The organism is Paenibacillus apii (genome assembly GCF_011043685.1).
GTDB lineage: Bacteria > Bacillota > Bacilli > Paenibacillales > Paenibacillaceae > Paenibacillus_AQ > Paenibacillus_AQ sabinae.
Map to the genome: position 1 here is coordinate 432,208 of NZ_JAAKGU010000001.1, position 24,623 is coordinate 456,830.

Genomic DNA, 24,623 nt, shown 5'->3' on the forward strand with positions numbered 1-24,623 from the left:
GTTAATTGGGTTATTGGATATTAAGCGTTGAGCTCGCGTTTCAGCTTCGTGTAACGTGCGATTGCATCCGGCGTCGGATTCTTCTCGGCCAGCGCTTTCGCTTCCGCGAGTATTTGGTCCTTCGTTTTGTCTTGCGGATCAGCACCGCCGCTCGGCTTACCGATCTCCTTCGGCTTCGTCTCAGCCACCAGGTACGGATTCGCATCGATCAGCGCCTTTACTGCGTCCTCTACTCCTTGCGGATTCCCTTCGTCATCGACCGTCACACCGCTCAAGTCCGCCAGTTTCAGCGCGGCAGCCAAACGGTCAGCCGGTACGTTGGCGTCACGGGCCAGTGCTTTAAACTCTGCGTTAACCAAACGTTGATTCGCTGCGGTAAGTGCGGCATTACCGCGTTCCTCCGCTTCCTGCGCCTTTCTCAGCGCTTCGGCTTTCTCGGCTTCTAAGCGTTCGGTAGCGGACATTTCCGCTTTCTGGCGCTCGGCTTCGGACTTTTCAAATTCGGACAACTTCGCTTTGATATCGTCGTAATCTGCGAATTTTTCCGTTTTCTTACGTTCGCGTGCGATTCGGTCCGCTACAATGCGGTCGAGTTCGTCCTGCGTAAACGTCTTTGGCGGGTCTTGCGGATCGGCTGGCGGCGTCGGCTCCGGATCAGACGGCGGATCGCCCTCCGCAAACAACTGCAGATTCAACGGATATCTATAACGTTCGTTATCGGTTTTCATAGCGTTTCTCCTTCCGCGTTTAAGCGCCGCGTAGCGCATAGTATCCGTAAAGTTTAGTGTCGTTCACGTCTGGACAGGCGTTCTATTGCGCCAATAACTGCGGATCACGTATCGGTGATAAAACATGAGAACACTTCGGATGAAACAGTTCGCGCCTTGAAATGTCGCCTACATACGGGTAATCTCCGGGGGCGTCCGGAGTCAGTTTAACAATCCGCCCCTCCCAATTTCGGCAGGCATCCGTAGCGCCGTGGCGTGATACACGCGCATAGTAGGCACCGCGTCCGACCGCCTCGTTAATCGTGGCCTCACGGTGCGCTGCGTTCATCTTCGTTCGCGATACCATTTCAACGTACACATCCGGCTTCCAGCGGCGTCCAGCGCTATCGATAATCCCGGTATCAATTGCGCTACCTAACGTCTGCCTCATCCGCTGCAGCATGTCCGCGTTTAACGTACGCTGACCGTTGACGCCCTTCGTTAGGTTAGCACGTAAGGATTCAGCGGTTGCCTGGCGTACGGCCTGTTTTACGCGGCGATCAACGTTCTGAGTGACCGCAAGTAAATCCGCCTGTGTATCCGCAACGGCTGCCGCTACAAACTCGCGATTGATCCGATTAAACTTCGCAATCTTCTCCGCTTCCGCTACCGTTTCCGCCGCGCCGATGTCTACGATTGCGCGGATAACTCCGTCGGTCGCCGCTTTGGGTACGTGCTTTTCCACCCATGCCGCCGACTCTGCGTTAAGCCCACGCAAAATAACCGCAACCTCGGCGAGTGCGGCCTTCGCATTAGCGCGGGAGATTCCGGTTAAGTCCAGGCGTGAAAGTTCGCCGGCTATCGCCAAAAGAGCGTCCTTGAACGCTTTAACGAGCAGGTTAACGTCGTAATCGTAGTCCGGGTCCGGAATAGGCGCGGCCATTACGCAGCGCCTCCGGTTGTTCCTCCGCCCGTATCGTTAAATACCGAAGCGTCGACCGTACCTATTGTCCGCTCCTCGTCTGCGTCAATACGCGTAATCATTTCGGACGCCATCGCTTCGTCAACGCCATCGAGCGTCTTAATGGCGTCCAGCACGGATTGCGTCGGCTTGCCGCCCGTCCGGATATTCGCAACTTCGGCCGCTTCTTTTTCGTCGATCGGGATGCCATCGCGCCAGTTGATACGCGGATAAACGGGCTCGTACGGCTCGAATCCGTCAACGCCTTTATTCGCGAAGTTTTCGAGCTGCATCGCGGTCCAAATAGCGTCACGGAGAGCGCGGTCGACGTGCGCCCTGATGCGGTTAACCTTCGCCAAGATCGGCATAAATCGCGCTTTGATTGCGCCGCTGTCCGTGTGCGATGTGCCGGTTCCACCTTTATCGTTGGCGAGCGTGGTCCCGAACAGCCATTGCGGAGTTTCCGACATTTGGTACACGAGGCCGAGCAGAATGTCGAGCTCCTGAAACGCGCTGTTGAGCTGGCCTTCCCACGTCATGTATCCAGGTGTGGGGCCGTCCTTATCAACGGGTATATACCGCCCGCCTCCGCGAACCGTATCCCCCTCGTCGATATCGTCAGGTCCGTACATCCAAGGATCGCTGTGCTTAAAAAGTATTAGATCAATTTGCACCAGCCTCTCGTTAATCGCGCTCAATACGCTTTCCAGCTTCTCTACGCCGTTAATCCCTTCCCAACGGTCATCGACGCTCTTGTACGGAATGTGCCGGATAAGCAGCTCGGGCGTTCCCGTTTCCACTACGTCAACCTCGCGGCCGGTTGCGACCTGCTCCCCGATCGTGTACGTTGAAATCGGCACGCCCCATTCGGTATCAACGTGGCCCTCCGAAAGCTTATAGCGCTCGTACACGATATAGCCCGGTATGTACCGCTCGACTACGAGATAAGGCACGTACGACTCCGCTTTACCGTAAATCCACCGTACAACTTTTCCGCCGGGCTCTTCGACCCAATCGACCCACGCTACGTTAATAGCGCGGAATTTCTTACGCGAGCCGCTCGACAACTCCGGAAATACGATATTCGCCGGGACCGCTTCAATAATCGGCTCAGGGCGCGTTTCAGGTGCGGTCAGGCCGAGTTCCTCCGCAAGTGCTTCCGTTTCGCTGACGTCGGCCCGCGTCGCGTAATACGCCTTGATGAACGAGTCGCCGCGATAGCCGCCGCCGATAACGAGTTCGTGCGTCATTTGCGTTAAGTCGTTTTCCTCAACAATCGAGTCGAGGCGTTCCTGTTCGCGTGACCCCGGCCCTTTTCCGCTCTCGTACGTCGGGGGCTCTCCGGTCAGCAAGTCCGCCGGCTTCGTCAGCAAAATATCCATCAAGTTAACCGCGATGAATAACGTTTTGAGCTGCGCAGCGTGCGGCGTATCTTTCAGCAGCGACGAGGCCCGTTCGTATATTTCCGGATGCCGTCCGTCGAATATCGTGCGGCCGCGCTTATAGCGGGCCAGGCGCGGAATATGTGAAGGCGGAGGGTAGATACCGCCCGTTTCGAATAACTTCGCCAAATCTGCGTTCCTCCTTTGCGTTTATTAGGCCCATGCGGGCTTATTGCGGACTCTCCGTCTCGCCTTGGCTACGTTCTCGACAGAAAGCTGCAGAGCATCACAGGAATCCACATAATCACCGTGCGGATATTGCGCGAGTTGATCGATAAGCATCGTATGTCCGGCGTTGAGGATTAGCGTTTTGTTATGAAAAAGAGGCTCTAACGATTCAATCCGCTCCTCCTTCGAGGATTTATAGGATTTGATATCGTTGAGCCTCGTTCTGTAAATGCCTTCGGTCCTCATGCGCTCCTGTAGTTGCCGGTAAAATTCGTGCTGCGCGTTTATCGTTTCTACCGAGAATACCGCGTGCTTAAACTCGCGCATCTTCTCGATGATTAAGTCGATATATTTATGCGGCTGCTCTTTCGACGCGTATTCGTCCAAGACAAAAATATGTCCGGTCTTTTCGTGACGGCCGACCGTAATCACCGCGTTGTAACAGGACCGCGCGTTCTTCCCTTGCGCAATATCCCACGCACCTGATACCGTTAAGTCTTCGACCGGTATGCGTAGGTCTTCGTACCGGATATATCGGTGTCCACCTTCGTATTCAAACCGATAGTAGCCGTACGTGTCCGGGAAGAAGAATTGCTCGTCTTCGCTGAACGCCAGGTTTCGAAATTCGCTATTATAAGCGCGCGTACCCATGTTAACCTTTTCGTGCATGAGCGCACGATAGGTCCAGCGCCAAGGCCACGCCAGTTCGACGCCAGCTTCGAGCGCTTCCCTGTTCTCCGCGTAGAATGTGTCGGCCTCCGCCATGTCTTCGCAGCGTGCGTATATTTCGCAATACTGCTCCCAAAGTTGCGGATTTTCCGGCTCCGATACGACCGCACCGTGAAATGACGATTCAAAGTCGCGGCGCTTGAGAACGTGATTAAGCAGGCCGGTCGCGCTAACCATCGTTCCGACGAGTATAATTGCGGTCGCTTTCGTTCCGATCGGAACCACTACGGAGTTGAACCAGTGAATCAACTTCTCGCGCGCTTCCTTCGTGCCTTCGTTATTTTGCGAGGATGGATCGTCGACGATAACGAGGTCTGGACGGTAGGAGCCGTGACGCTTACCGCGTAATTGTTTACCAGACGATGACGCTTCGACTAACGTTCCGGACAGCGTGATGAACGCCTCTTCATTGTCCTTCTCGTTTTGATTATTACGCTCGTGGAGGAGCGGCCCGAAGTCAGCGCGCAGCTTTTCGTTAAACTTGAGTTGCTTGTTAATCCAGCCGATTAGCTTTTTTGATAGCGTGTCGGTTTCCGATATCTCAAGGATATAGCGCCGTTTACGGTACACGACCTGGTGCAACGGGAAGCTATTCGAGAACATGCCGGATTTACTGTGTCCCCGCGCTGCCGCTATCGCAAGCCGGGCGTTACGCTCAACGTGGTCAACGTGATTACACAGCGCAAAGAACTCCGCATGTATCGGCGCTATATTGTCGAGTGTATCGTGTAGCGTGCCGTCCTCTCCGTGCCGTACGATATTGTCCTCGTTCTCCGGGTTGCCAGCGTCCGACAGGTATTCGTACGTAAAGTAAGCGACGTCATCCTCTGCGCGGTCAATGCGCCGCAAGCGCCGTAGTTCCGCGATATCCGCCCGCAATGACTCTTCGTGATACGTTGTCGCGCGGTCAGTACGTACGAGCTCACGTAGTTTCTTAGCGCGTTCCGATACGAGTTTGATGCGCTCGGCACGCGCCGGCTTATCGAGCCATTCTTCGGCTACCCATGCGATGCGAACGCACCTCCTTCGTTAATTTTCCGGTGTCTCTCCGAGTAGTTCGTCGAGCTCGTCAAGTTCAGCCGCCAGTTCTTCGTTTGACCGGGCGCTGCCCGCATCCTTCGTTTCGACCGCGACTTGCTGCGTAATAAGGCCGAATCTGCGGAAGAAAAGGTCAATCGCCTTAATCGACGGTTGCTGTCCGTCAATAGCGCGCATGAGTTGGCGGTATACCTTCGCACGGTCAGCCGCTAAAAAGTCATCCGCGAGATAGTTGACGTAATCGATAAAGGCGCGCTTTTGCGTCCGCCATTGGTGCAGCGTTTTACGAGATACGCCGATATCAGCCGCGATCTCATCGAATGTCATGCGGTCATCCTCCGCAGCAAACTCGCGTTCAACGCACAATAGCGCGGCCTTGATTTGGCGACCGTCTAAACGCGATTCGAGAGCGGCCTTTCGTTTGTCCGACATTTGCGTTCCTCCTTCGTTGATTTTTAACGTGAAATTAGCGCCTTGCGTACGTGGGAGTACGAATAGTCCCAGAACGTACGAAACGCGCTAATTTGACGGTGATTTACGGCAGAAATACGGAGCGTGAGCGGTGGGGCTCCGTTACTGCCCGAGTTAAAAAATTTGTACGCAAATTCTGAACGGCAGTCGGGGCGTTATCACTGTACCGCTTGGGGGCGGCACCGTACTAAAGCAGGCGTTTATAACGTTCCAAAAACGAGCGTATAAGCAACGAAAATAAACACGCCTAATTAGCGTGTCATCGCGCACTATAACCGTTTCAATACCCGTATCAATATATACGTTGCATTCCCATACGTGTTTATGATACGATGCATTTACGGAGGCGATACATAATGAAGATCGGATACGCGCGGGTATCAACCGCTGACCAATCGTTAGGTATGCAAATAGATGCGTTGACTGCTGCCGGATGTGAACGCATCTATACGGAGAAAGCGTCAGGCTCAAAAGACGATCGCGTAGAACTAGCGCGTGTAATGGACTTACTGCGAGCCGGCGACATGCTTGTCGTATATAAACTCGACCGACTAGCGCGCTCAACCGTTAAGCTAATATCAACGCTAGATGAGATACAAAGGCGCGGTGCCGAGTTCGTCAGCCTCAACGATAATATCGATACATCTACCGCTGTAGGACGCGCGTTCTTCGGTATGCTCGCTGTATTCGCCGAGTTCGAGCGCAATGTAATCGTAGAACGTACTCGCGCCGGCCTAGCCGCCAGTAGAGCACGCGGCCGTAACGGTGGACGCCCGAAGACGGACCGCAAGAAGGTAGCGCAAGCCGTTAAGCTGTACGATACTCAAGCGCACACAGTAACGGAGATAACGGAAATGACCGGCGTGACAAAGGCTACGTTATATAGAGCGTTGAAGGAGCGTCAATAAGGCGCTCTTTTCTATGACCCCGTGAGTTTCCGAAGGGCGTCCGGCCGGAGCCGCCAGCAGCCGTTAGCTACTTACTCGTTACCGAACGGAACCCCAACGCTGCTATCCGCTTAATCGCGTTCCTTCTAATAATGCGCAAGTATAAACGCTATACTTATTGACTACGTTACATTGACGCTTTCTATCGCTGTGTATTAGCGTTCATGTACGTGACTCTAACGTTTATACTTCCGCGCTATTAAAGCGCCGCTCTCACGCTCAGGCACAGCGTAAGAACGACGCATGTTATCGTTATCCTCTAACGTCGTATTGTGCGCTGCTAGGTAGCGTCGACACATACGGATTAATACGCCCATCTGCGCATGTAATCTCCGGTTTAAACGGAGGCCACTGCGGAACAGGAGCGTACTTAACGCGTTCCTCTCCGTTTACCTTCCGTATCAACTCCGCTATCTCTTGCGGAGTACCTTCCGCTTCTATTTCCATTAACGCTCCAATAACGTTAATCTTCGCTTTCATTAGCGCTATCCCTCCGCTCTACTGCGTAGCTACTTAACGTTCGCTACCGCTATACCCAACCGCCGAAACCGTTTCTAAACGCGTAAACTAACGTCCAATATAACGGAGGACATGCGAGAATAAGCGCTATAGCTAACGGGTCTGTCTCACGCCTAAATACGTAAATGTTATGCGTAGCTCCTCCGATACCTAACGCAACCCATACGCATAAGAATACGAATAACATTACGCGTTCCTCCGTTTCTTTATCTGCGCTATTCTTTGTGTTTGCCTACATGAGATACTTCGAGGAATATGCTTCATGTATCTTGCAGACAAAGGTTTAGGTCAAGTGCTGATTCAGCCTGGCGGCTTCATCCCTTGTCGCTGCCGCGCCTTCGGAACATGCTGCTTAACCGCGACAATCTTTTGCTAAATGAATAGCGCGATAAGGTATGGTACACAAGGCCGGGTTTTGGCCGAAGTGTTCGAGGCGACTTTCCTCGATTTATCTCTTACCGCGCTTAAACTCCGTTATCAAAGACTAAGAATAAATTCCTAAACCAAAACCTAGAAAACAGCCGAAAACCTGCGATATACGCCGTTTTTCTCACGTATACACCGTTTTTCGCGTGTTCACGTTTTTACCGATAGACGGCCGATTTTGTTCGCGTTTTTACCGATAGTTTTACGCTGACCTCTTCGCGAAGTTATTCCGGATGGAAAACATCTCGCGCAGGGTGGCGTCAGGCTGCCCGCTCTTACGGTAGAACACGAACGGATTAATCTTGTAGTAGCGCGCGTTTCCGTAAATCACTTCCGCGAATACGTACTGGTCGCCAAAGCGGAGGTTCCGCAGCTTCGTATAAACGGACTTAGCGGTAACGCCCGTCAGCGCTGCGATGTCCTCTTTCGTCAGCGGCACCGTATTTTCTACGTCTCGCTCGAATGGATTCGCGCATATCGTATTCGTTTCGAGGTGGATGTGTCGCAGGAGTTTGTACACGAATCCGAGGTCCTTAGCGTTAACCTCCGAATACAGCTCCTTAACCTTCGCTACGAACGTTTTAACGACCGCCGTATTATCCGTTTTACCCTGGAAATGATAACGTGGATTCAACCGGTACTTGTCGCCGGCCTCGTGAATAACGCCGGCCTCCGTCATTTCCTTGAGGAAGTGGTGCAGCGTAGTCCGGCCGATCTTGAGCGTGCGCATCATGTCGTCGCGGCTCATCGCGGTCTTGTTCGGATTCTCAAGAATCGCGTCATAATTGACGAAGCATTGCAAATAAAGAAGGTACCCGCAATGTTTATCGGATACCCTTTCGATAACTTCGTCGATATTGTGCATTTGCGTGACGGTAAATTCCGGTCCGCGTCCGTTCTGTCTCGCTTGAATGCGTCGGTACTCTTCGCGCTGTGCTGCGCTCGTAATCCGGTCCCCGTCCGCAAGGATAGCGGTTCTATCAAATAGTTCGCCCGTTTCCGGGTCCATTAGCGGTTTGTATTCGGCCACTAGCAGGCACCTCCGGACAGTGTCAGTCTACGTCTATATAACGCCCGGCGCTCTGCGGTTCGTTGGATGTTACGGTCAAGCTCTCTCAGTTGGCGCAATAGCTCTACCCACTCAAATCGAACAACTCGCTCGTCGTGGTACTCGTCCTCTTTAAACCTGTCAAATTCATCTATTTCAATCATCAACCATTGTCTTTCTTCTTCGAGTTGGTGTAGTTTATCCTCAATCCGCTCAAGTTGCTCGGACACCTCTACTGTGTGCTCAGTGAAGAACATTTTATCGCGGTTATACTTTGGGCGGAGGTCATTAATTAAGTGCGTCTCGTACACGTCCACGTAGAACATGTTAGCAGCACAGTATAGCGTCACATCTACAATTTCCCTATAAAAACGGATCGAGTCGCCTTTGCCGTGTGTATGTTCAAAAACACGACGCCCAAGGGAAGAGCTTTTTCCCACATATAGGCATTCTCTTTGAGCACCCCAAAGTACGTAGACACCGGATACGTTAATAAATGTCCTACGATTCTCCAAAAACTCTGAAATCGAATGCTCTTCACTTTCCGGCAACGTCACAATTACCCCCATGTTATCGCTCTCCTTTGCGTATTATCCGACGGATTGGCGGCTATTGGAGAAAGGAGTGTCGGAGTATCTCCCGTTCGGCCCGTCAGCCTATCCCCAATTTTTATCACCAATTCACCTATATAGCTTTGAGATTGCGCAAAATGCAACCTCATCCGTTCCCTACAACGCAAAAAAGACGCCATCTCCCGGAAGGAGCCTAGCGTCATCACCGCGAATATTTAACGTAATACAACCGCAGAAAGGACGGTTTATCGAACTATTTGCGGCAGCCCTAGCGCAAGCCCGCGTCACGGTCCGCGATCAAGACGGACGAATTACGGACTACGGAGGCCTGGCCGAAAAGTATACGCCGGATTACGTTAAGGTCGCCGGAACGTATTACTCACGCCGGCTACGATAAAAGAACGCGCAGCCTATACGTTAGGACTCCGCGCTCTTATCCGGTCATACCACCACATCGCCACGTCTACGCCAGCCCTTCGGCAGCGTCCGATCGCGCCGTTTTCTTCGCATAATGTCCGGGCTTGCCGGCATTGGCTCCCGCAGAACAACCGTATACTCAACGAAGAAGTATCCGTAGTCGAAATACGTGGTTATCGTCTTCATCCGCTCACCTCCTCCTCCGGTCTTAAATGCCACGCCTCAACATACGCAAGCCGGCCGCTCCCATCCACTATCACCGTTACCTTACGTCCACCCTTAACGCTGATCCGATAACCTACGCCATCCTCACGCCTGCCTGCGCTAATCTCCCGTAGTAAGTCCGCAGCCGTCGGCAGCCATTCGCGGTTAGTTAAGCGGTCAACCAGGCGCATGTTGGCGGGTAGAAGCGCAAGGCATTCGCTCAATTTGCGGCCGTTCAACGGTAAACGCGCTCCATGCGGCGCTCTATGTAGCCGACGACTATTACTCCCGTGATAAGTACGATAGCTCCGATAATCATTGCGCAGCCCTCCCTTCGAGCAACAACGCTAGCTCCACGTAATTGCCGGACGCTGTCTTAACGTAAAGGCGTCCGTTCTTGTAGCGTCCGGCTGCGAGCTTAGTGCGTTTGCATTTCATAGCGCATCCTCCTCCGCTAGTTCCAACGTGTAGTCAGCGAAGAAACAATCGCTACTCTCACCGGAATCGGTCGTTTCCCAACCGTCGGCCTCCATTATTCTACAGTGACGATCTAACTCTTCCGCGCTATCATACTCATACGTTACTGTTACAACTCGTCTTACACGTTTCATTTACGTTTGCCCCTTCCGTATTTAGTACGTAACTCGCGCATTGATTCGCGATTCAGCAGCTTGTACACGCGATTTCGGTACGAGTTAAGGCGGTAACGACGCCAGCCCCATGCGTCATAATTGCGGTCGGCGCGGAGACGGGCGCCGTATTCCGTGAGCTTGCGTTCGTAGTAGGCGAAGCGGTCAGCGACTGTTTTGCGGCGATTGATACGTAATCCCATCGTTTACGCCTCCGTTTGACTTGATACGCCAATTATACACAAGTGACTAATCACTAGTCAATATAGTTTGCGAAAAAATATTCACTTTTGTATAATAGTTACGTCAACGTCTACGTATTCGGAGGTGGTCCCGTTATGAAAATCCGCGTTACGCCCGCACTAGAACGCGCTCGCAAAGACGCCGGCCTCACGCAAGCGGAACTCGCGGAGAAAGCCGGCGTACCTCAAGCGGCCGTATCGCGCTTTGATCGCGCGTCACAGGGAAATTACGCTAACCTTATCGCGATCGCACGGGCGCTTAACGTGCCGGTCGAGGCGCTGTTTATTATCGAAGAGGTTGTGGATTAATCACGCGGCTTCCGGCAACTCGGCGGCCGTTTGCGTATAGTAGGCGTCAACAATCCGATCCTGCCACGTAAAGTCGAACGTACTAACCTCCGCGCCATCCCACGCTATTTCCGTGCCGGCTCCGAGCGTTAACTCGTTCCAGCGGTACGGCCCGTCAGCATACGTACGGCTCGCGTCGCGGTATCCGTCACATGTATCGTTAGCGTGCGAAAACATAAACGCGCTAACGTCCTTAACGCTATGCCATGACGGTATATGTGGATACAAGTTCGAGCGCATGAGATAGTCGTCCGTAAAGTCGCGGAGTAGGTCGTCAAGCTGCGTAAGGCCGTCGCCCCACCTATCCGTTGAACGCCCGGCCTTGTCGTAGCCAATATCCGTAACCTCCGCGAAGTAGGCCGGCGGTTGTCCCGCGAGAAACTTAGCGCCGAAATCCGTTATATCTTCGTAGCCGCCACGCTTAAAATTCGATCCCCAGCGTATTTCTGCGGAAGGAATCAGCGGAGTGCCGGGCGGTGCTTTACGTACGATGAGTATCTGCGTAGGAATAGTCGTACCTGTTAGCGCAAATGTTTCTCCGGGTAGGCCGATTGTAGCAACGTGCCAGCACGTATTATAGAGTAGCTGGCGGATTTTCTCCGCATAGTTGGCGTAGTTCAGCCCTTTCGGCAGCACGAACGCAATGTATCCGCCCGGCTTGGCCGCTTTAATAGCGAGCTCGATAAACGCGCACTCCGACTTCCCTTTAGCGCGGCCCTTCGTTATTCGCAGCGTCTCGAACACGTCCGGAAGCTCCGCTGCAGATACGTCGATACTCACACCATACGGAGGATTACCGATCACGTAATCGTAGTAACCGCGCCGGCTGTGAAGGAACGCGTCGCCCTGGGTAACGTTAGCGTGCGGATAAATTAGCGAGGTTACTTTCGCACTAGTCTCGTCGAGTTCAAGCGCAGTAATCTCCGCATCCTCCGGTATGTGTTCGATGAATACGCCAGAACCGCAACTCGGTTCAAGAAAACGGGAGCCCGGCGGAAATGAACCTCCGCTCAAGCCCCGTAATGCTTCCGTTATAAATCGCGCAACGTGTGTCGGAGTATAGAACGCGCCGCCAGCGTATGCGTTCGGAAGGAGCCCGCCCGTTGACGTATAATTCTCGCGGAGAAACTGAACGTCCTCCTCCGTGATTTCTTCGCGCGGCTTCGCTACGATCGCCATACTACGTACGTTTCCGTCCCATCGCTTACGGTCCGCTTTTCCCATTAAGCCGCCTCCCTTACGTCATCTTCCGCCGGCTCAACGGTTACCTCATTCACCGCACTCATATCGTCACGCCAACGCTGTCCGATTCCGCGACAATTAACGAACTCGGGCGCAAGCTCTCCGCCAGTATCACGCAGATTATACGTGACTTCCTTCCCCGGAGCGGTGTCTCGCTTATACTGCGCTGCCCGCTCCGCGTTGCGTATTTTTGCGCCCGTATCAACGCGATAATTTTCGTATGGAGTACGCCTGCGTTTTTCCGGAGCCCGGTAATCATTACCGTCAACTGCGTGTGATTCTGCGGCTGAGTCCGATGTCTCGCGGTCACGGCGGAGGTCAAGCTGGCGATCGGACATGAACGGGTACTCCGTGTGCGCAATCTTGTACGGGTTCTCGTCCGTAATCTCTTCGTATAAGAGAACGTCAGCCAACCGGTCGAGCAGCGCGGTATCGGCCGAGATTAGCGCCGGCCCTTCGCCGTTGCCACCGCGATCGAAGTATCGGCGTTGATTCTCCGCATTGAAATCGTTGTGTGCGAGCGTGTACACGTCGGATACCGCTTTGACAGCGAGCCTCCGACTGTGACGATCACGCAAGTCATACCCCCAATCTCCGTAATCAAACATAATCGGCGGCTCCCCTTCCGCCTTAAACAACGTCCGCATCAGCGTTTCCATTTCCGCCACGGCTGCCGCGAGTGCTTCGCGATAAGTTACATCAGGTTTCGTATCGATGACGTTAGTCATATAGTTAAGCCGCCTCCTCTTCCGTTGTCTCGTCATCGAGCGCATATTCAACCGTAATCTCTCCATATTCCCACCGCTTGTAGACCGCCGCTATCTTTTCGCAGGCTAGATCGTACGTTTTCGCAACGGCCTGGCGCGTAACGCACATGATGTCGGCCGCTTGCTGCTGCGTTAAGTCTGCGCCAGATACCCACGCGACTGTTTCCGCTTGTGCTTCGGTTAGGCCTGCGCTGTTGATTGCGCTGTACAGGTCGATAAGCGTGTCGACTGCGTTATAATCGCCGGTGAAGCGCGCGCTGCTTACGTGGTGCCGGTCGCGGAGAAGCTTTTTAACGCCGGCTGCGTCGTTGAGTGCGTATTTCACTTCGTATGTGCGTGCGCCTTTGTCTACGTCAATTTTTACGGAACCCATTACGCCACCTCCTTCGTGGTTAAATCAGCTAACCGCTTATTAGCGATTTCTACGTAGCCTGCGTCTGTTTCGAATCCGATAAAATTACGACTGCCTAACGTGGCGGCTACGGCGGTTGTTCCGGATCCCATAAACGGATCAACAACAGTATCACCGCTATCTGTATTAACGAGAATGACGCGGCTGACTAACTCCACGGGAAATTGGCAAGGGTGCTTAGTCTTTTCAGGGTGGTTATTTTTCACGTTACCAATTTCCCAAACGTCACCAGGATTCTTACCTAACGGATTGCCAGAAAGCTCGCCCTTACGGGGACCTTTATAGTGCCGTTTACCTGGGTACTTCTGAGGAACTCTTATCGCATCTAAGTTGAACTTGTACTCTTCCGTTTTTGTAAACCACAGAAGAGTCTCATGCCGCCCGGATAGGCGCTTACTACAATGTAGACCGTGGTTAAATGCCCATACAATTCGGTTACGAGGTATGAGCCCTTGATTTATAAACGAGGCAAACAATAAGCAGTCTAAAGGATACACTCTACCGTTAGCCACATAGTTTCCTAATTGAAAGACTACGGATCCAGAGGGTTTAACTATTCTTGCGGATTCTTTAATCACTTCCGAAATCCAGGAAATATAATAGTCAACCTCCCGCCGCTGCTCGTATTCTTTTCCGATGTTGTACGGAGGGCTCGTCACTACTAAATCGACGCAACCGTCCGGAATCCTCTGCATCCCTACGAGACAGTCCTCGTTATAAATCCGATTCAACTCGATAATAATCCGCCCCTCTTTCCGTATTTATGCGCCGGCCCCCCGCTATATGGACGGTGTCGTGCGAAGTGACCGCGCTTATTATGAATTTTTCTAACGTTGAAACTTGCGAATGTTACAGCGCAGTCCAGCGCTTACTCCGCGATCGTCCGCTCTAAACCTGTCTCCGCACGCACGTACTCGTCCTCACAACGCCCGTCATGCGTCTTGTCACCGTTAGCGTACGTCGTTACCGGCTCGCCTGCGTAAATCTCCCCGCCGCACCAGGCGCAATAAGCGGATACTCGCGGCTCGTCACGCGGGCCGGGCGGTTGGAAGCGGAACTCAGGCGTTCCGTCGTCAAGCTGCGTCATCCGGCTCCGCCTCCTCCCCGTCTTCATTCCGTTTCGTCAGCGGAGTCCGATCGTCATAGGCGGCCGCTTTCAAAGCGTCTACCCATCCGTACATATAGCCGGCTTCGTATCCTGCGCGGTAAGCGTCCGTACTCACGCTGCAGCACCGTCCTTAAGCGCCAGATAGCGGGTTTCGGGCGTCAACCGCAGGTAGCCCATTATCTCGTCAATCTGCGCATACAACTCCGCCAGCCCTGCGTCATTCACGACGGTAAAATCCGCTGTGCATCCGTCGAGCGCCGTTTCCGTGTCGTGCGCCAGGTCAGCGTCAGTGAACGTGTCGCCTGCGGCCTTTGCGCGCTGAATGCGGAGGCTGTCCGGCGCTTCGACGCGGATGAGGACGAAAGAGCGGGAGGCGAGCGCTTCGGCTTCGTTTAACTGCCGACAATCCGTAATGACAGCGCGGAAAGGTTCCGCCAATTCTCCGTAGTAGCGTACGAGTTTACCGAGCGCATAATTATCGTGAATGTCCGCGATCTTCCCCAAGCAAGCGTCAATCCATACGTTTTCTCCGCGTTCTCGGCGCATCCGCTGCCCGTATTCCTGATAGCCGGCGCGGGGCTTCGGTTCGCGTGGAATGTCCGGATACTCGCGGTGGAAATCGTCCTTGAGTTCGTCGCCGAACGCGAATTGCGTGTATCCGTACTTGGACGCGAGGTAATCGCCGGCAGCCGACTTCCCCGAACGTAATTTTCCGATGAGGCCGATGTTAGGAAGCGGAGACATCCGCGCTCACCTCCGGTATCAGTATCGCGGTCATTTTGCTGAATCCGCGCTCGGGCGATGTTCGACCGTTATAACGTTCATAGTATTTTTCCTGTCCCTTGAACTGGCGCACAATCTTTCCGTTCGTCCATACGGCATTCACGTCAATCTCAGCGTCGATAGGCAGTACGTTGAGCATTGCGATAACTTCGCTAACTTTTCGTCTCATTACGCAGCCTCCTTCCGTTGGGTATTTTCCCGCGAGTCGTCGGTGATTTTAGCGAAAACAAGGTGCTCCCATACCTCGCGCCCTTCTGCGGTGATGTACGTGTATCCTTTCTCGGAGGATATAAACGCTTCCGGCCGCTCAACACCTACGGTTCGGTGTGTCGGTCTGACCGCGTAAACAATCCCGCCAGAAACAACGTCACCGACACGCGGTTCCTCTGGTCGCGGTGCGTCCAGATATTCCGCTGGCACTTCTAGCCCAAGCGCACGCCGTAACGAAATAGCCCGCCCGATATGCGAGTTGAACGTTTCGCCTGGCGCACATTTAGCGATGCCTCGCGTAATTAGCCCGTCGTCATCGCAGCGGATAATCGCTGCGACCGTCCGTTTAGCGCGATTAACTTCGAACCACACCGTATGCATCGGAATGTAGGCGTGCGGCAGTTTCGTTTCCGGCCAGAACGCGATGCAGTCGTTCGGAATCTTCGTTCCGCTGAACTTACGCATGTCCAGTACGTCAGCCTTCGCACGCTCAACGATTTCGTCGCGGCTTGGGCGTAGCTGTTGCTGCGGGGTCTTCGGAAACACGTCCGCAGTGATCGGAGCGCGCAGCTTCTTCGGGGCAGGCTGCGCAGCTTCCAACGCCGCCTCCAACGTAGTTACGCGCTTTTCCAATTCGGCAACTTTGAGCGTAAGTGTCGCGATATTCTCTGCGTATTGATCTTCCGCAGGCTTGGCGGAAAGAGGCTGCGTAGGTTCAGCGGGAGTTACCGGTTCGAGTACGCGATACTCTTCGTCATAGAGCGTTACGCCGTCTTCTGTGTCCGTCCATCCCTCGCCGTCTTCGTTCGTACCTCCCGCAACAGCCTTGAATAACGAGCCGTTACCGTACCCATCACCGTTAATATCGTTCTCGGCTACAATAATCACACGCTCGCCCACCGCAGCCTTACGGTCGACCATGCGGAAGCGATCTCCGTCGATGACGATTACGCCCGTAGGCAACAACACGGAGTACTCGCGGTGATAAAATAGCTTACCGCTGGTACTTGCGGCTAGGACTCCGCTGATGTGGTCAATAACGAATATATCTCCGTTATGATAGTCCGGAACCTCACGCCCACTCTCCGTTCTTGTTCCAGTAGCTTCCGTCATAATTACCGTTTCTCCTGCGTTAGCAACGCGCTTAACCTCGCGGTATTCACGCATAACAGCTCCGAGTGATTCGTCAGGGAGTACGGTGATTTCGTCCGTTTCGAGTGTGAACGTTTTACCCGTGTCCGCTTTAGTCCACGTATGTTCGTCGCCCGCGTCATCTCGTATCGTGTACAGCTTTGCGCTTTCCCCTACGATTTCGTAACGCTTGCCACCAGTAACGTCGGCACCGTCCTTGTGTACCCGCAAATATTTCGTTGTTTTCACCATTAATCATCCGCTCCCTTATCGCTCAAAATGGTAACGCGTAACTTCCGCCGACCGAACGCCAGCGCATCCGTCTTGCTCGCCATATAAACGTCAATCTTGCGCCCCTTAATCCGTCCACCTCTATCGGTACATGTTCGAATACCGACGCCCTCTATGTCAACGCGAGTCCCGAACGGCATTTCCGTTGAACATGCGGCAGTCTCCCCGTCCTTAACACGCCGCCCTGACGCTGTGATGCCGCCACTTGGCGTAAAGTCGTCACCGATGGAGTATGCGGTAACTTCGTAAATCTGCGCATTCGGTTCCGCGCCCTCTACGCCAATAGAGCGCGCGGTTGATTGCGGTATTGCTGACGATGGAGCCGACGGAGTTTTGCCTGGTAACTCCGTGAGCCCTGCGCCGATTATTGCAGCGAACACTAGCGTTAGTATGATGCGGATATTTACACGATCACCTCCGTTTAGTCTTGCGCGCCCATCATCGCGACTAAGGCCGCATCCTCAAGCGAAGTAATCAGCGCTCGCCGCTCCGTATAGTTGACGCCGGAGTGAACGGAGAGAACATCTTCGGTGAGTCGACCGGGCCCGAGCGCAGCCAAGACAACGCCGGTGATTTCGCCTTGGCGCGCTAGGCGGGCGTAGTGTTCGAGTACGTCAGCGACTTCGTTCGGGAACTGGCGGATTTCTGCGGTCATTCTGCGTCCTCCTTTACGTAGACCTCTGCGGTAACGACCGCTCCGTCGTCCGAATTATCAGCGAGTAGTGCTGCGGCCGAACGCTCCAACTCGTGCAGTTTTTGCGTTTGGGAATCGGGGCTAAGCGCTTCGAACTCCGCCAGCATCACGTCATCAAACGGAACCTCTCCGTGAATGTTTACTATTAGCGTGCGCTTCATTCCGCATCCTCCTTCGCGTCAAAATACGGAGCCAACCACGGATCAACCTTCGTAATCTCTTCGCGGATGCGCTCGCTTAGTTCCGATATCTCCGCCTGACTGCCGCTGCCCGGCCGCCGTTTCGCGTAGAAATCGAGGAGCGAGCGCAGGTTACCGGTAAGGACGAGATTACACGTAGCTGCTTGCGGCAGGACCATGCGCGCGTCTTCGGCCGGGATGCCAGCGCTGCGTAAGCGGTCATACGTGCGCTGTGCCTCGTCCATAAACTCGTCGTAAATTTCGTAAGCTTTGAGCGGGTCGGAGCGCATTGATAACGGAACGTCGTCGTAGCGGTTTGTTCCCGGAACATCCTGCGCACCGACGCTATCTGGCGTCACATGGTCGAATCCGCCGCTCTTATCCGCGCTGCCGAACCGTACATACCGCATCGACTGCACGCTGAACGATAGGTGACGATGACGCGTTAACTGCGCGAGTAGCGCCCGGCTGACGCCTTCGATTGCGAACGTATAGACGCAATGTTCCAGCGTGGAGGAATGACCGGACCGCGTTATGTGCCGGAACAGCCGGTCAGCCTCCGTGCCCCCTTCGTTGTCAGACGCAGTTTGTCCGAAGTATTTAGCGCCTTCTGCCGGAATGATTTCCGTTGGCTTGAGCGGAGAATAGCACGACCGAATTGCGGTTAGCGCGAGAGCCGCGCGTTCATTCATTTCCTGCGGTAGATCCTCCGCAAGCATAAACGCAAATTTTGCGGACAACGCTGTATGCGCCAGTAATGTAACGTTCAACCTAACGCCTCCTTTACGATATAAATTGCGCCGATCCAAAACGCCAGGCAGCCGCCGATTATCGCAAGCCACGTTTGTCCACGCGTCATTCTTCGTGCCCCTTTCGTTCTACAAGTTCGTTATACTCCGCTATCCAATCGGCCGGAACCTTTCGCCCAGCGTCGAAGTAGCGAGTTACTGCCGCCTTAATCTCGTCGATGCGGCGCTCTTCAACGATAAAGCGCGGAGTTAATCCTAGCGGCGGCTTAATGTAAATCATTCTGCGCTCACCCCCGTATGTCCGAATGCGCCGTCCCCACGCTCAGTCTCCGTCAATTCCGTTACAACTTCGAAGGCTGCGCGGTAGACTGGCGCGATTACGGCCTGTGCGATGCGGTCACCTTTGCGGATGATGTACGTATTATCTGCTCCGGGGACGACACGTTTATCCGACGTCAGGTACCCGTCAACTCCGTAGAAGCGAATGCTGTCATATCGGAAAGCTTGCGCAATATTATCGATCAGCACGCAAATTTCTCCGCGATACGATGAATCTCCGGTCCCTGGCGAATTAGCTACGCGCAGCTTCGTATTAGCGCTAACGCCGGAGCGCGGACGGATTTGTACTTCGAGCCCTTCCGGAAGCTCGATGCGGATACCTGTACGCACTTTAATCGTCTCGCCCGGTTCGACTACGTAGTCCTCCTGCGCGACTAAATCGAATCCGCTATCGCCGGGCTTGGCGTACTTCGGTAACTCTGCGCCAGGTAAGAGCGAGATTTTAACGGGAATTTCGTTCAATTTACGCCACCTCCTGCGCGGACAACTCCGCATTGATTTCCGCGAGCATTTCCGTTAACTGGCCGAGCAGCACCCCGTCAGACTCTTCGTCCGTCATTGACGAAGCAAACTCGTCCGCACACTCGATCAGTTCGGAAATCTCCGTGTCAACTTCCTCCGGGATTTCTAACCCAGCGTCAGACAAAGTTACGGCAAACGCGCCAAGCGCGACAATCTTCACTACCAGTTTGTCCGTTAACATTTACGCCACCTCCGTTATGTTTTCGATATTCCCGCGCGCTTCCAATTCCGCAAACTCCGCCGGCATGTCGTGATTACGCAGAATGTCCTCTACGATGCCTACCGCACGGTGACGCTCGACTTGCGTTAAATTAACGTGATCGAAGATGTCGTGCGCACCGACTTCGTATAGTCCGCTGAGCAACTGGTAGAGTCCGTTATTCTTCGGCGTACGGAGGCGGGCGTCGTCAACCTGCGCAAAGTTGCCGCAGAAAATCATTTTCGTGCGCTCGCCGAGCCTGGTAGCTACGCCATGCATAGTAGAGACGTCGATGTTTTGGCTCTCGTCTATAATCACGTACGAATCATGGAACGTGCCGCCGCGCAGCGTCTGTATCGGATCGAAGAAGATGCGCCGCTTGTTCTCGTCGCCGGTTGTTAGGTACGTGAATGTCTGCTTGGCGGCCGGAGTCATCGCTTCAAGATTATCAAGGAACGGGCGTAGGAACGGATATGTTTTCTCGTCGATTGATCCGGGAAGGAATCCGGTATCTTTGCCGAGTTGAACCTGTAGCCGCGTGTAAATTAGCTTGCGGAAGTCGCGCTCCTCTACGGCGCGGTGCATACCGACAGCCTGCGCAATTAGCGACTTACCTGTTCCGGCTGGTCCCGTCAAGAAGACGAACGGCTTTTCGTTCATAAGTGCGCGGGCTGCGTACCACTGGCCTCTGTTGCGGGTAGAAACTCCGTAAAATGCCATCGTCATTCCTCCATTTATTTACGCGGTGATTTCACGGTAATTAATTCCGCGTGCGATGTAGTAAATAGTGTCTTTGACAACTCCGTAGTCGCGAGCGATATCGACTCCTCGGTCGCCGGTGTCGAGTCTGCGCTTAATGTTGCGGACCTGCTCGTCAGTGAGGCGTCGCATGGTCTTTCTTCGAGTGTCCTTTCTAGCGCTGTTCGCTAACCTCCCCACATCAGACCTAACTTCTGCGGGCTTATCCTGTTCGTTATCACTGTAGGTCCCTAGCTTGAGGTTTTCGCGGCTGATGTCAAGAACGCCCCCGCCCATGTGTCGTACTACAATTCCATCACGAAAGGAGTCTTCACCATAAAAGCAGTACGCCGCGAGTTTGTGTAAGTGGAAGGAATTCCTCCTTCCTCGCATGGAAACACAGCCTTGCGGGTAAACGTGAGTGCTTCTTACTTTAATAAGAAGCTCCTTACCGTTCGGGTTTAAGTACCTCCCGTCTTCAGTTACTCGGTATCCTTTTGCATAAGCGAACTTGACTACCTCCTCGTGTTTACTCACATCAGGCCTCCTCTGCGTTATTTAAGCGGCTTGCTGTGCGGTATCTCCGCTGTAGTCAACGTCGGTGTCGTCGATCAGCACGCCTTTACGGATAGCTCCCGCACCAACCTGCGCGGTTCCCTTACGGTAATTGACGTTGAAGTCCGAGCTGGGCCGCGCAGTCACGCGAATGCCTTCGAACAACACAACCGCGCCGACTTCCGCCTTCTCCGGTTGCGGAGCGTCCGTATACTCGCTCGGCACCGTCAGGCCCAACGCCTTCCGCAGCGCTATGGCTCGGCCAAGGTCCGCGTGGAATACGTCGGCTGGCGAGCACTTTGCGGTAAACTTGGCGTCAGGCTCGCCTCTGCGTACGCTTCTGCCTTCGTACACTAGCGCAGTTACCGTTCGTTTATCGCGGTTAACGTGAAATTTAACGGCAAAGTACTTCGTTGAAAACGGAGAGTCACCGTCAAGCCGTGTAAATACCGTCATCCCTACGCGCTGCATTTCCGCAACATCAGCGCGGGCCTTTGCGATAACCTGTGCGCGTGTCAGCTTCGGAATTACCGGCGCTGCTACTACGGTCGGCTCCGGATCAACTTCGTCCAGCAACTTACGCAGGGCCGGCGCATTGTCTGCGACGAACTGGCGGAAGGATGCGTAAAGGGGATCGGATGTTAGCGGGGATACGGGCGCAGGTTCCGCGATAAGCTGCGCTATTGGTTCGAGGACTACGTAGCGGCGATGGAATAGCGGCTTCCCTCCGTCAATTGCTACGCCTGTTCCGTCCCGGTCATCACCGCCCCAAGGAAAATCTGCGTCCTCAACTACGAAAACGGAACCGCTAGAAAACCGCACACCTCCGTCTACGATCTTAATCCGCTCACCCACCGCTGCCTTACGTCTCACTTCGCGATATTGCTGCGCTTTTTCCGTCATATTATCGTTGCCTCCTCGTTTATAATTCGGCAGCCTGGCGGCAACTCGCTCCGCTCAACTGCGCCTTACACTTACATACGGACACGGACTTGGCGTTTTGGGACATCGCGGAATAAAAAAAAAACGGAATGCCGGCGAAATTAATCGCAGACACTCCGTTATCGTTAAGCGTGTTTGACGCGGTCCCTGACCTCCGCTTGTTTGGCCAGATTGAATCGCGTTTTATAATCTCCGGTCAGATATCCGGTGACGCGCCGAATACGTGACATAGGAACTTCGCTTTCCTCCGCTCCGCATGACGGACACTCATCTCCGATAATCCCCTCGTAGCCGCACGCTGGACAGCGGTCAATCGGATGGTTAACGCTGAAATAGCCGATGTCTTTAGCGAGCGCAAATTGAACGATTCGCATAAAGGCCGCTGAGTTATTGCGCGCGTTCCCGTCGAGTTCGACGTAGGATATCGCCCCCGCGTTACATAGCGCATGGAATGGCGCTTCCAGTTCGATCTTCTTAGCGGCCGGCAGCCGATAATATACCGGAATGTGGAACGAGTTCGTATAGTATTCGCGGTCAGTGATGCCGGGGATAGCTCCGAACTGTAAACGGCCAACCTTCGTAAACTTACCGGCAAGTCCTTCCGCCGGCGTAGCGAATAGCGATATGTTCAAGTCGTACTCGTCCGCTGCCTCGTCGCAAAACTCGCGCATCCTTGCGATAATTTCGTAAGCCGCCGCATATACTTCCGCGTTCTCTCCGTGATGCCTACCGTATAGCGCCCGCATACATTCGGCTAGTCCGATGAATCCGATCGATAGCGTTCCGTGCTTGAGCAAATCGCGCACCTCATCGTCAGGGCTAAGTTCCTCCCCGCCTTCCCATACGCCCTCACGCATCATGAAGTCGGATGCTTTCGCAGGCTGGCGCGCCTGGATTTCGTAGCGATGGAGTAGGCCGCGCAAGGCAACGCCCATGTAGCGGTCGAGTGCGGCAATGAACCCGTCGATGTCCGGTTCCGCGCGTTGGCCGAGCGCTGTTCCGTATTCGATGCCTAGGCGTACGAGATTCAGCGTATTGAACGAGAGATTACCCTTACCGGATTGGTGATTGCGGCCAAAGCGGTCGGCTATCGTTCTTGTTCTACACCTTCCGTTTAAACAGCGTACCGTTTCCGTACGCTCTCCGGTTTCCCGGAGTGGCGGACTATCTCTTGGCCGAAGCCCCTACCATATCGATCCCACTTGGGACCTACTCTACTCTCTTCCGCGATTACCGCGTGATTTCGATAGTCTCTAGGCGTTTAGCGGCAGCCGGTTTGATTACGCATATTTCCACATTACTCCGTCATCATCAACAAAGTTATCTCGGCAGTATTGTTGTACGCGCCATTGAGGTAATCCGCGTTTTCTAGTCACGGACGCTATACTCTCATACGCTTCAACAATTTGCCCTGTGGAGGGGTCTACGTTAACTACGGAAATTCTATTGGCAGGACTCTTAAGGCCAAGACGCACAGCATGCCGATCGTTCGCACTTCTCGTTACCCACTCTAGGTTATCCGAACGATTGTTCTGCTTGTCCCCATCTATATGATTTACCACTAGCCCCGGCGCGTAGCCATCACAGAAATGGAGTGCGACGAGTCTATGTATGAACACCCTGTGGCGCTCTCCGTAGTAGAGAATCACGCGCCTGTACCCCATTGTGTTCCGATCCCCTGCCAATATGTCCCCCGTGTCCACATTCTTAACGTTCCCCAAATTACTTACTGCGTAATGTTCATCAAATCCGTTTATGTGCTTCCATATTTCCATACAACCACACCCTTCCTGTTTTGTGTGGCTGCCGCTTTTAGCACGGGATTGCCGTATCCTTCCGGACTTAGGTTTCCCCGTTTAGGCAGGTTTTACATGAGCAGTAGATTACAGTTTACCCATGGTCGCGATAATCGTATTCGGATCGTCCTCACGGTAATACTGCAGATTATACGGAGCATCTACGTTAACAAAATTCGGATACATTCTCCGCGCCGAGCACTCAACGGCCTTTACGAATAAATCGTAGTTGGGATCGCCGGGCTCCTGGTTAACTCCGCGCTTACACTGGAATATCTGCTGCGGAAAGATCGGCGTCTCGCCCGCGCCGAGTCCGTCAATGGCCGCGTTAAGCAGCGCGAACGAAACCATGCGCCCTTCCGTCGTCGTACACATTCCGTAGTTGAGCGATGTAAACGGAATCTGGCCGCCGGCCCGCGAGCTCATCGTATTTAAATTGTGGATTAGCGATTCGGCGGCTTGCTTCGTTTCATTCTCCGTCTCGGTCCGCGCATATCCGTATGTTTTCGGAAATACGGCCGCTAAGTCAGCGTTATCGATAAAGAGTTCCGCGTCAGCAACGTGCGTGCTCTCGTTAAAATAGCGCTGGCCCTTACGAAAGTGCTTGACGAAGGACTTGCGTACATACGGCGCGAGGTCCCAATCGATTTTGTTACCGCTGACGCCGCCATACTGCGCGTTCTGCTGTGATTGGAAGATAATCGCTACGAGCGCCATAGCCGTCATAATCGAATTGGGCCGACGTACTGAGCCGTTGCCCGTATTGAATCCGTTAGCGAGCAAGCGGTCGAACGGGATGAATATACAATTCGTCGTGCCGAGCGCGTATTGGTCGAGGTCGTGTACGTAGACGTGTCCGCTATCTATCGCGTCGACCAGTTCGGCCGGCAGTACACTTTTCCGCGCGTAAGCCTTCGAGTACTCGCTGCCAAATTTGCTCATCTTGCCGGAGAAAGAGTCCCCGTTAAGATTAGCGTTTTCCTTCAAGATGTCCGCGTCCTGGGCGTGAATAATGCGGTCTGCAATTTCGTAAAGTGCTTCCGTCAATATGCGTCCTCCTCAGAAAGACGCGCGGTCGTCTCGCTATATCTACGCCGC

The 24,623-nt window shown here is 53.7% G+C and carries 33 protein-coding genes and 2 pseudogenes; 2 read left to right on the forward strand and 33 right to left on the reverse strand.

Translation table 11 applies throughout. The annotated features are described in order from the left end of the window. Positions 1-20: 20 nt before the first annotated feature. From G5B47_RS02120 to G5B47_RS02140, 5 genes are all read right to left on the reverse strand, one after another. Positions 21-728, reverse strand: a complete 708-nt coding sequence (locus G5B47_RS02120; protein WP_165093784.1) for a phage scaffolding protein — start codon at positions 726-728, stop codon at positions 21-23. An 82-nt stretch (positions 729-810) separates the two neighbouring features. Continuing rightward, positions 811-1,650 (reverse strand): phage minor capsid protein, encoded by an 840-nt coding sequence (locus G5B47_RS02125; protein ID WP_165093786.1) that lies wholly within the window; start codon positions 1,648-1,650, stop codon positions 811-813. Next, complete coding sequence (locus G5B47_RS02130; RefSeq protein ID WP_235957060.1) at positions 1,650-3,239, reverse strand: phage portal protein; 1,590 nt, start codon at positions 3,237-3,239, stop codon at positions 1,650-1,652. The genes G5B47_RS02125 and G5B47_RS02130 overlap by 1 nt, the downstream gene beginning before the upstream one ends. Positions 3,240-3,263: 24 nt before the next feature. After that, positions 3,264-5,018, reverse strand: a complete 1,755-nt coding sequence (gene terL, locus G5B47_RS02135; RefSeq protein ID WP_165095367.1) for a phage terminase large subunit — start codon at positions 5,016-5,018, stop codon at positions 3,264-3,266. A gap of 18 nt (positions 5,019-5,036) precedes the next feature. Beyond that, entirely contained in the window at positions 5,037-5,477 is a 441-nt protein-coding gene (locus G5B47_RS02140; RefSeq protein ID WP_165093788.1) for a phBC6A51 family helix-turn-helix protein, read from the reverse strand. 395 nt (positions 5,478-5,872) lie between these two features. Between G5B47_RS02140 and G5B47_RS02145 the strand changes: the two genes are divergently transcribed. Beyond that, positions 5,873-6,424, forward strand: a complete 552-nt coding sequence (locus G5B47_RS02145; protein ID WP_165093790.1) for a recombinase family protein — start codon at positions 5,873-5,875, stop codon at positions 6,422-6,424. A 291-nt stretch (positions 6,425-6,715) separates the two neighbouring features. Here the strand turns inward: G5B47_RS02145 and G5B47_RS02150 are convergent, their stop codons facing one another. The 6 genes from G5B47_RS02150 to G5B47_RS02175 all read right to left on the reverse strand — a co-directional run bounded on the left by G5B47_RS02150 (position 6,716) and on the right by G5B47_RS02175 (position 10,481). Then, positions 6,716-6,943 carry a hypothetical protein gene (locus tag G5B47_RS02150; protein WP_165093793.1) on the reverse strand — a complete coding sequence of 76 codons (228 nt, stop codon included), beginning with the start codon at positions 6,941-6,943 and terminating at the stop codon, positions 6,716-6,718. Between the two features lie 667 nt (positions 6,944-7,610). Beyond that, on the reverse strand, positions 7,611-8,438 hold the full coding sequence (locus G5B47_RS02155; protein ID WP_165093795.1) for a hypothetical protein: 828 nt from the start codon (positions 8,436-8,438) through the stop codon (positions 7,611-7,613). Then, positions 8,438-9,025 carry a GIY-YIG nuclease family protein gene (locus G5B47_RS02160; protein WP_165093798.1) on the reverse strand — a complete coding sequence of 196 codons (588 nt, stop codon included), beginning with the start codon at positions 9,023-9,025 and terminating at the stop codon, positions 8,438-8,440. Before G5B47_RS02160 ends, G5B47_RS02155 begins: the two co-directional genes overlap by 1 nt. A 444-nt stretch (positions 9,026-9,469) precedes the next feature. After that, positions 9,470-9,631: a hypothetical protein gene (locus G5B47_RS02165; RefSeq protein ID WP_165093801.1), complete on the reverse strand. Its 162-nt coding sequence runs from the start codon at positions 9,629-9,631 to the stop codon at positions 9,470-9,472. Beyond that, positions 9,628-9,888 (reverse strand): hypothetical protein, encoded by a 261-nt coding sequence (locus tag G5B47_RS02170; protein WP_165093803.1) that lies wholly within the window; start codon positions 9,886-9,888, stop codon positions 9,628-9,630. Before G5B47_RS02170 ends, G5B47_RS02165 begins: the two co-directional genes overlap by 4 nt. 368 nt (positions 9,889-10,256) lie before the next feature. After that, a complete protein-coding gene (locus G5B47_RS02175) occupies positions 10,257-10,481 on the reverse strand; it encodes a hypothetical protein (protein ID WP_165093806.1) in 225 nt (74 codons plus the stop codon). A gap of 135 nt (positions 10,482-10,616) precedes the next feature. On the opposite strand from G5B47_RS02175, the gene G5B47_RS02180 reads away from it, so the two are divergent. Beyond that, complete coding sequence (locus G5B47_RS02180; RefSeq protein ID WP_165093809.1) at positions 10,617-10,829, forward strand: helix-turn-helix transcriptional regulator; 213 nt, start codon at positions 10,617-10,619, stop codon at positions 10,827-10,829. Here the strand turns inward: G5B47_RS02180 and G5B47_RS02185 are convergent, their stop codons facing one another. From G5B47_RS02185 to nrdD (G5B47_RS02290), 22 genes and pseudogenes are all read right to left on the reverse strand, one after another. Further along, entirely contained in the window at positions 10,830-12,092 is a 1,263-nt protein-coding gene (locus G5B47_RS02185; protein ID WP_165093811.1) for an HsdM family class I SAM-dependent methyltransferase, read from the reverse strand. Beyond that, positions 12,092-12,838 (reverse strand): hypothetical protein, encoded by a 747-nt coding sequence (locus tag G5B47_RS02190; RefSeq protein ID WP_165093814.1) that lies wholly within the window; start codon positions 12,836-12,838, stop codon positions 12,092-12,094. The genes G5B47_RS02185 and G5B47_RS02190 overlap by 1 nt, the downstream gene beginning before the upstream one ends. Positions 12,839-12,842: 4 nt before the next feature. Continuing rightward, positions 12,843-13,250 (reverse strand): RNA polymerase subunit sigma, encoded by a 408-nt coding sequence (locus tag G5B47_RS02195; protein ID WP_165093816.1) that lies wholly within the window; start codon positions 13,248-13,250, stop codon positions 12,843-12,845. After that, on the reverse strand, positions 13,250-13,984 hold the full coding sequence (locus G5B47_RS02200; RefSeq protein WP_165093819.1) for a DNA-methyltransferase: 735 nt from the start codon (positions 13,982-13,984) through the stop codon (positions 13,250-13,252). The genes G5B47_RS02195 and G5B47_RS02200 overlap by 1 nt, the downstream gene beginning before the upstream one ends. Positions 13,985-14,157: 173 nt before the next feature. Beyond that, complete coding sequence (locus G5B47_RS02205) at positions 14,158-14,403, reverse strand: hypothetical protein (protein ID WP_165093122.1); 246 nt, start codon at positions 14,401-14,403, stop codon at positions 14,158-14,160. Continuing rightward, positions 14,363-14,512, reverse strand: coding sequence for a hypothetical protein (locus G5B47_RS02210; RefSeq protein WP_165093821.1), 150 nt, complete (start codon positions 14,510-14,512; stop codon positions 14,363-14,365). The genes G5B47_RS02205 and G5B47_RS02210 overlap by 41 nt, the downstream gene beginning before the upstream one ends. Next, positions 14,509-15,141, reverse strand: a complete 633-nt coding sequence (locus G5B47_RS02215; RefSeq protein WP_165093824.1) for an AAA family ATPase — start codon at positions 15,139-15,141, stop codon at positions 14,509-14,511. Before G5B47_RS02215 ends, G5B47_RS02210 begins: the two co-directional genes overlap by 4 nt. Continuing rightward, entirely contained in the window at positions 15,125-15,349 is a 225-nt protein-coding gene (locus tag G5B47_RS02220) for a hypothetical protein (protein WP_165093827.1), read from the reverse strand. The genes G5B47_RS02215 and G5B47_RS02220 overlap by 17 nt, the downstream gene beginning before the upstream one ends. Continuing rightward, on the reverse strand, positions 15,349-16,773 hold the full coding sequence (locus G5B47_RS02225; protein WP_165093829.1) for a hypothetical protein: 1,425 nt from the start codon (positions 16,771-16,773) through the stop codon (positions 15,349-15,351). Before G5B47_RS02225 ends, G5B47_RS02220 begins: the two co-directional genes overlap by 1 nt. Beyond that, complete coding sequence (locus G5B47_RS26115; protein WP_165093832.1) at positions 16,773-16,952, reverse strand: 3D domain-containing protein; 180 nt, start codon at positions 16,950-16,952, stop codon at positions 16,773-16,775. The genes G5B47_RS02225 and G5B47_RS26115 overlap by 1 nt, the downstream gene beginning before the upstream one ends. Positions 16,953-17,233: 281 nt before the next feature. After that, positions 17,234-17,467 (reverse strand): hypothetical protein, encoded by a 234-nt coding sequence (locus G5B47_RS02235; protein WP_165093835.1) that lies wholly within the window; start codon positions 17,465-17,467, stop codon positions 17,234-17,236. Beyond that, the gene (locus tag G5B47_RS02240; protein WP_165093837.1) at positions 17,464-17,667 is read right to left on the reverse strand and encodes a hypothetical protein; all 204 of its coding nucleotides are present in this window, start codon (positions 17,665-17,667) and stop codon (positions 17,464-17,466) included. The genes G5B47_RS02235 and G5B47_RS02240 overlap by 4 nt, the downstream gene beginning before the upstream one ends. Next, the gene (thyX, locus tag G5B47_RS02245; protein ID WP_235957062.1) at positions 17,664-18,455 is read right to left on the reverse strand and encodes an FAD-dependent thymidylate synthase; all 792 of its coding nucleotides are present in this window, start codon (positions 18,453-18,455) and stop codon (positions 17,664-17,666) included. Before thyX ends, G5B47_RS02240 begins: the two co-directional genes overlap by 4 nt. Positions 18,456-18,540: 85 nt before the next feature. After that, positions 18,541-18,714, reverse strand: coding sequence for a hypothetical protein (locus tag G5B47_RS02250; protein ID WP_165093840.1), 174 nt, complete (start codon positions 18,712-18,714; stop codon positions 18,541-18,543). Further along, positions 18,711-19,226 carry a dUTP diphosphatase gene (locus G5B47_RS02255; RefSeq protein WP_328804460.1) on the reverse strand — a complete coding sequence of 172 codons (516 nt, stop codon included), beginning with the start codon at positions 19,224-19,226 and terminating at the stop codon, positions 18,711-18,713. The genes G5B47_RS02250 and G5B47_RS02255 overlap by 4 nt, the downstream gene beginning before the upstream one ends. A 10-nt stretch (positions 19,227-19,236) precedes the next feature. Next, a complete protein-coding gene (locus G5B47_RS02260) occupies positions 19,237-19,476 on the reverse strand; it encodes a hypothetical protein (RefSeq protein WP_165093845.1) in 240 nt (79 codons plus the stop codon). Beyond that, positions 19,477-20,214, reverse strand: a complete 738-nt coding sequence (locus G5B47_RS02265; RefSeq protein ID WP_165093847.1) for a PhoH family protein — start codon at positions 20,212-20,214, stop codon at positions 19,477-19,479. 18 nt (positions 20,215-20,232) lie between these two features. Then, on the reverse strand, positions 20,233-20,769 hold the full coding sequence (locus G5B47_RS02270; protein WP_165093849.1) for a helix-turn-helix domain-containing protein: 537 nt from the start codon (positions 20,767-20,769) through the stop codon (positions 20,233-20,235). A 21-nt stretch (positions 20,770-20,790) separates the two neighbouring features. After that, positions 20,791-21,690, reverse strand: coding sequence for a hypothetical protein (locus G5B47_RS02275; RefSeq protein ID WP_165093851.1), 900 nt, complete (start codon positions 21,688-21,690; stop codon positions 20,791-20,793). Between the two features lie 164 nt (positions 21,691-21,854). Beyond that, positions 21,855-22,835 (reverse strand): annotated as a pseudogene (gene nrdD / locus G5B47_RS02280) (anaerobic ribonucleoside-triphosphate reductase); the annotation flags it as partial. Positions 22,836-23,009: 174 nt separating this feature from the next. Beyond that, positions 23,010-23,504 (reverse strand): NUMOD4 motif-containing HNH endonuclease, encoded by a 495-nt coding sequence (locus G5B47_RS26120; protein WP_165093853.1) that lies wholly within the window; start codon positions 23,502-23,504, stop codon positions 23,010-23,012. Positions 23,505-23,621: 117 nt separating this feature from the next. Continuing rightward, positions 23,622-24,575 (reverse strand): annotated as a pseudogene (gene nrdD, locus G5B47_RS02290) (anaerobic ribonucleoside-triphosphate reductase); the annotation flags it as partial. Between the last annotated feature and the right edge of the window lie 48 nt (positions 24,576-24,623).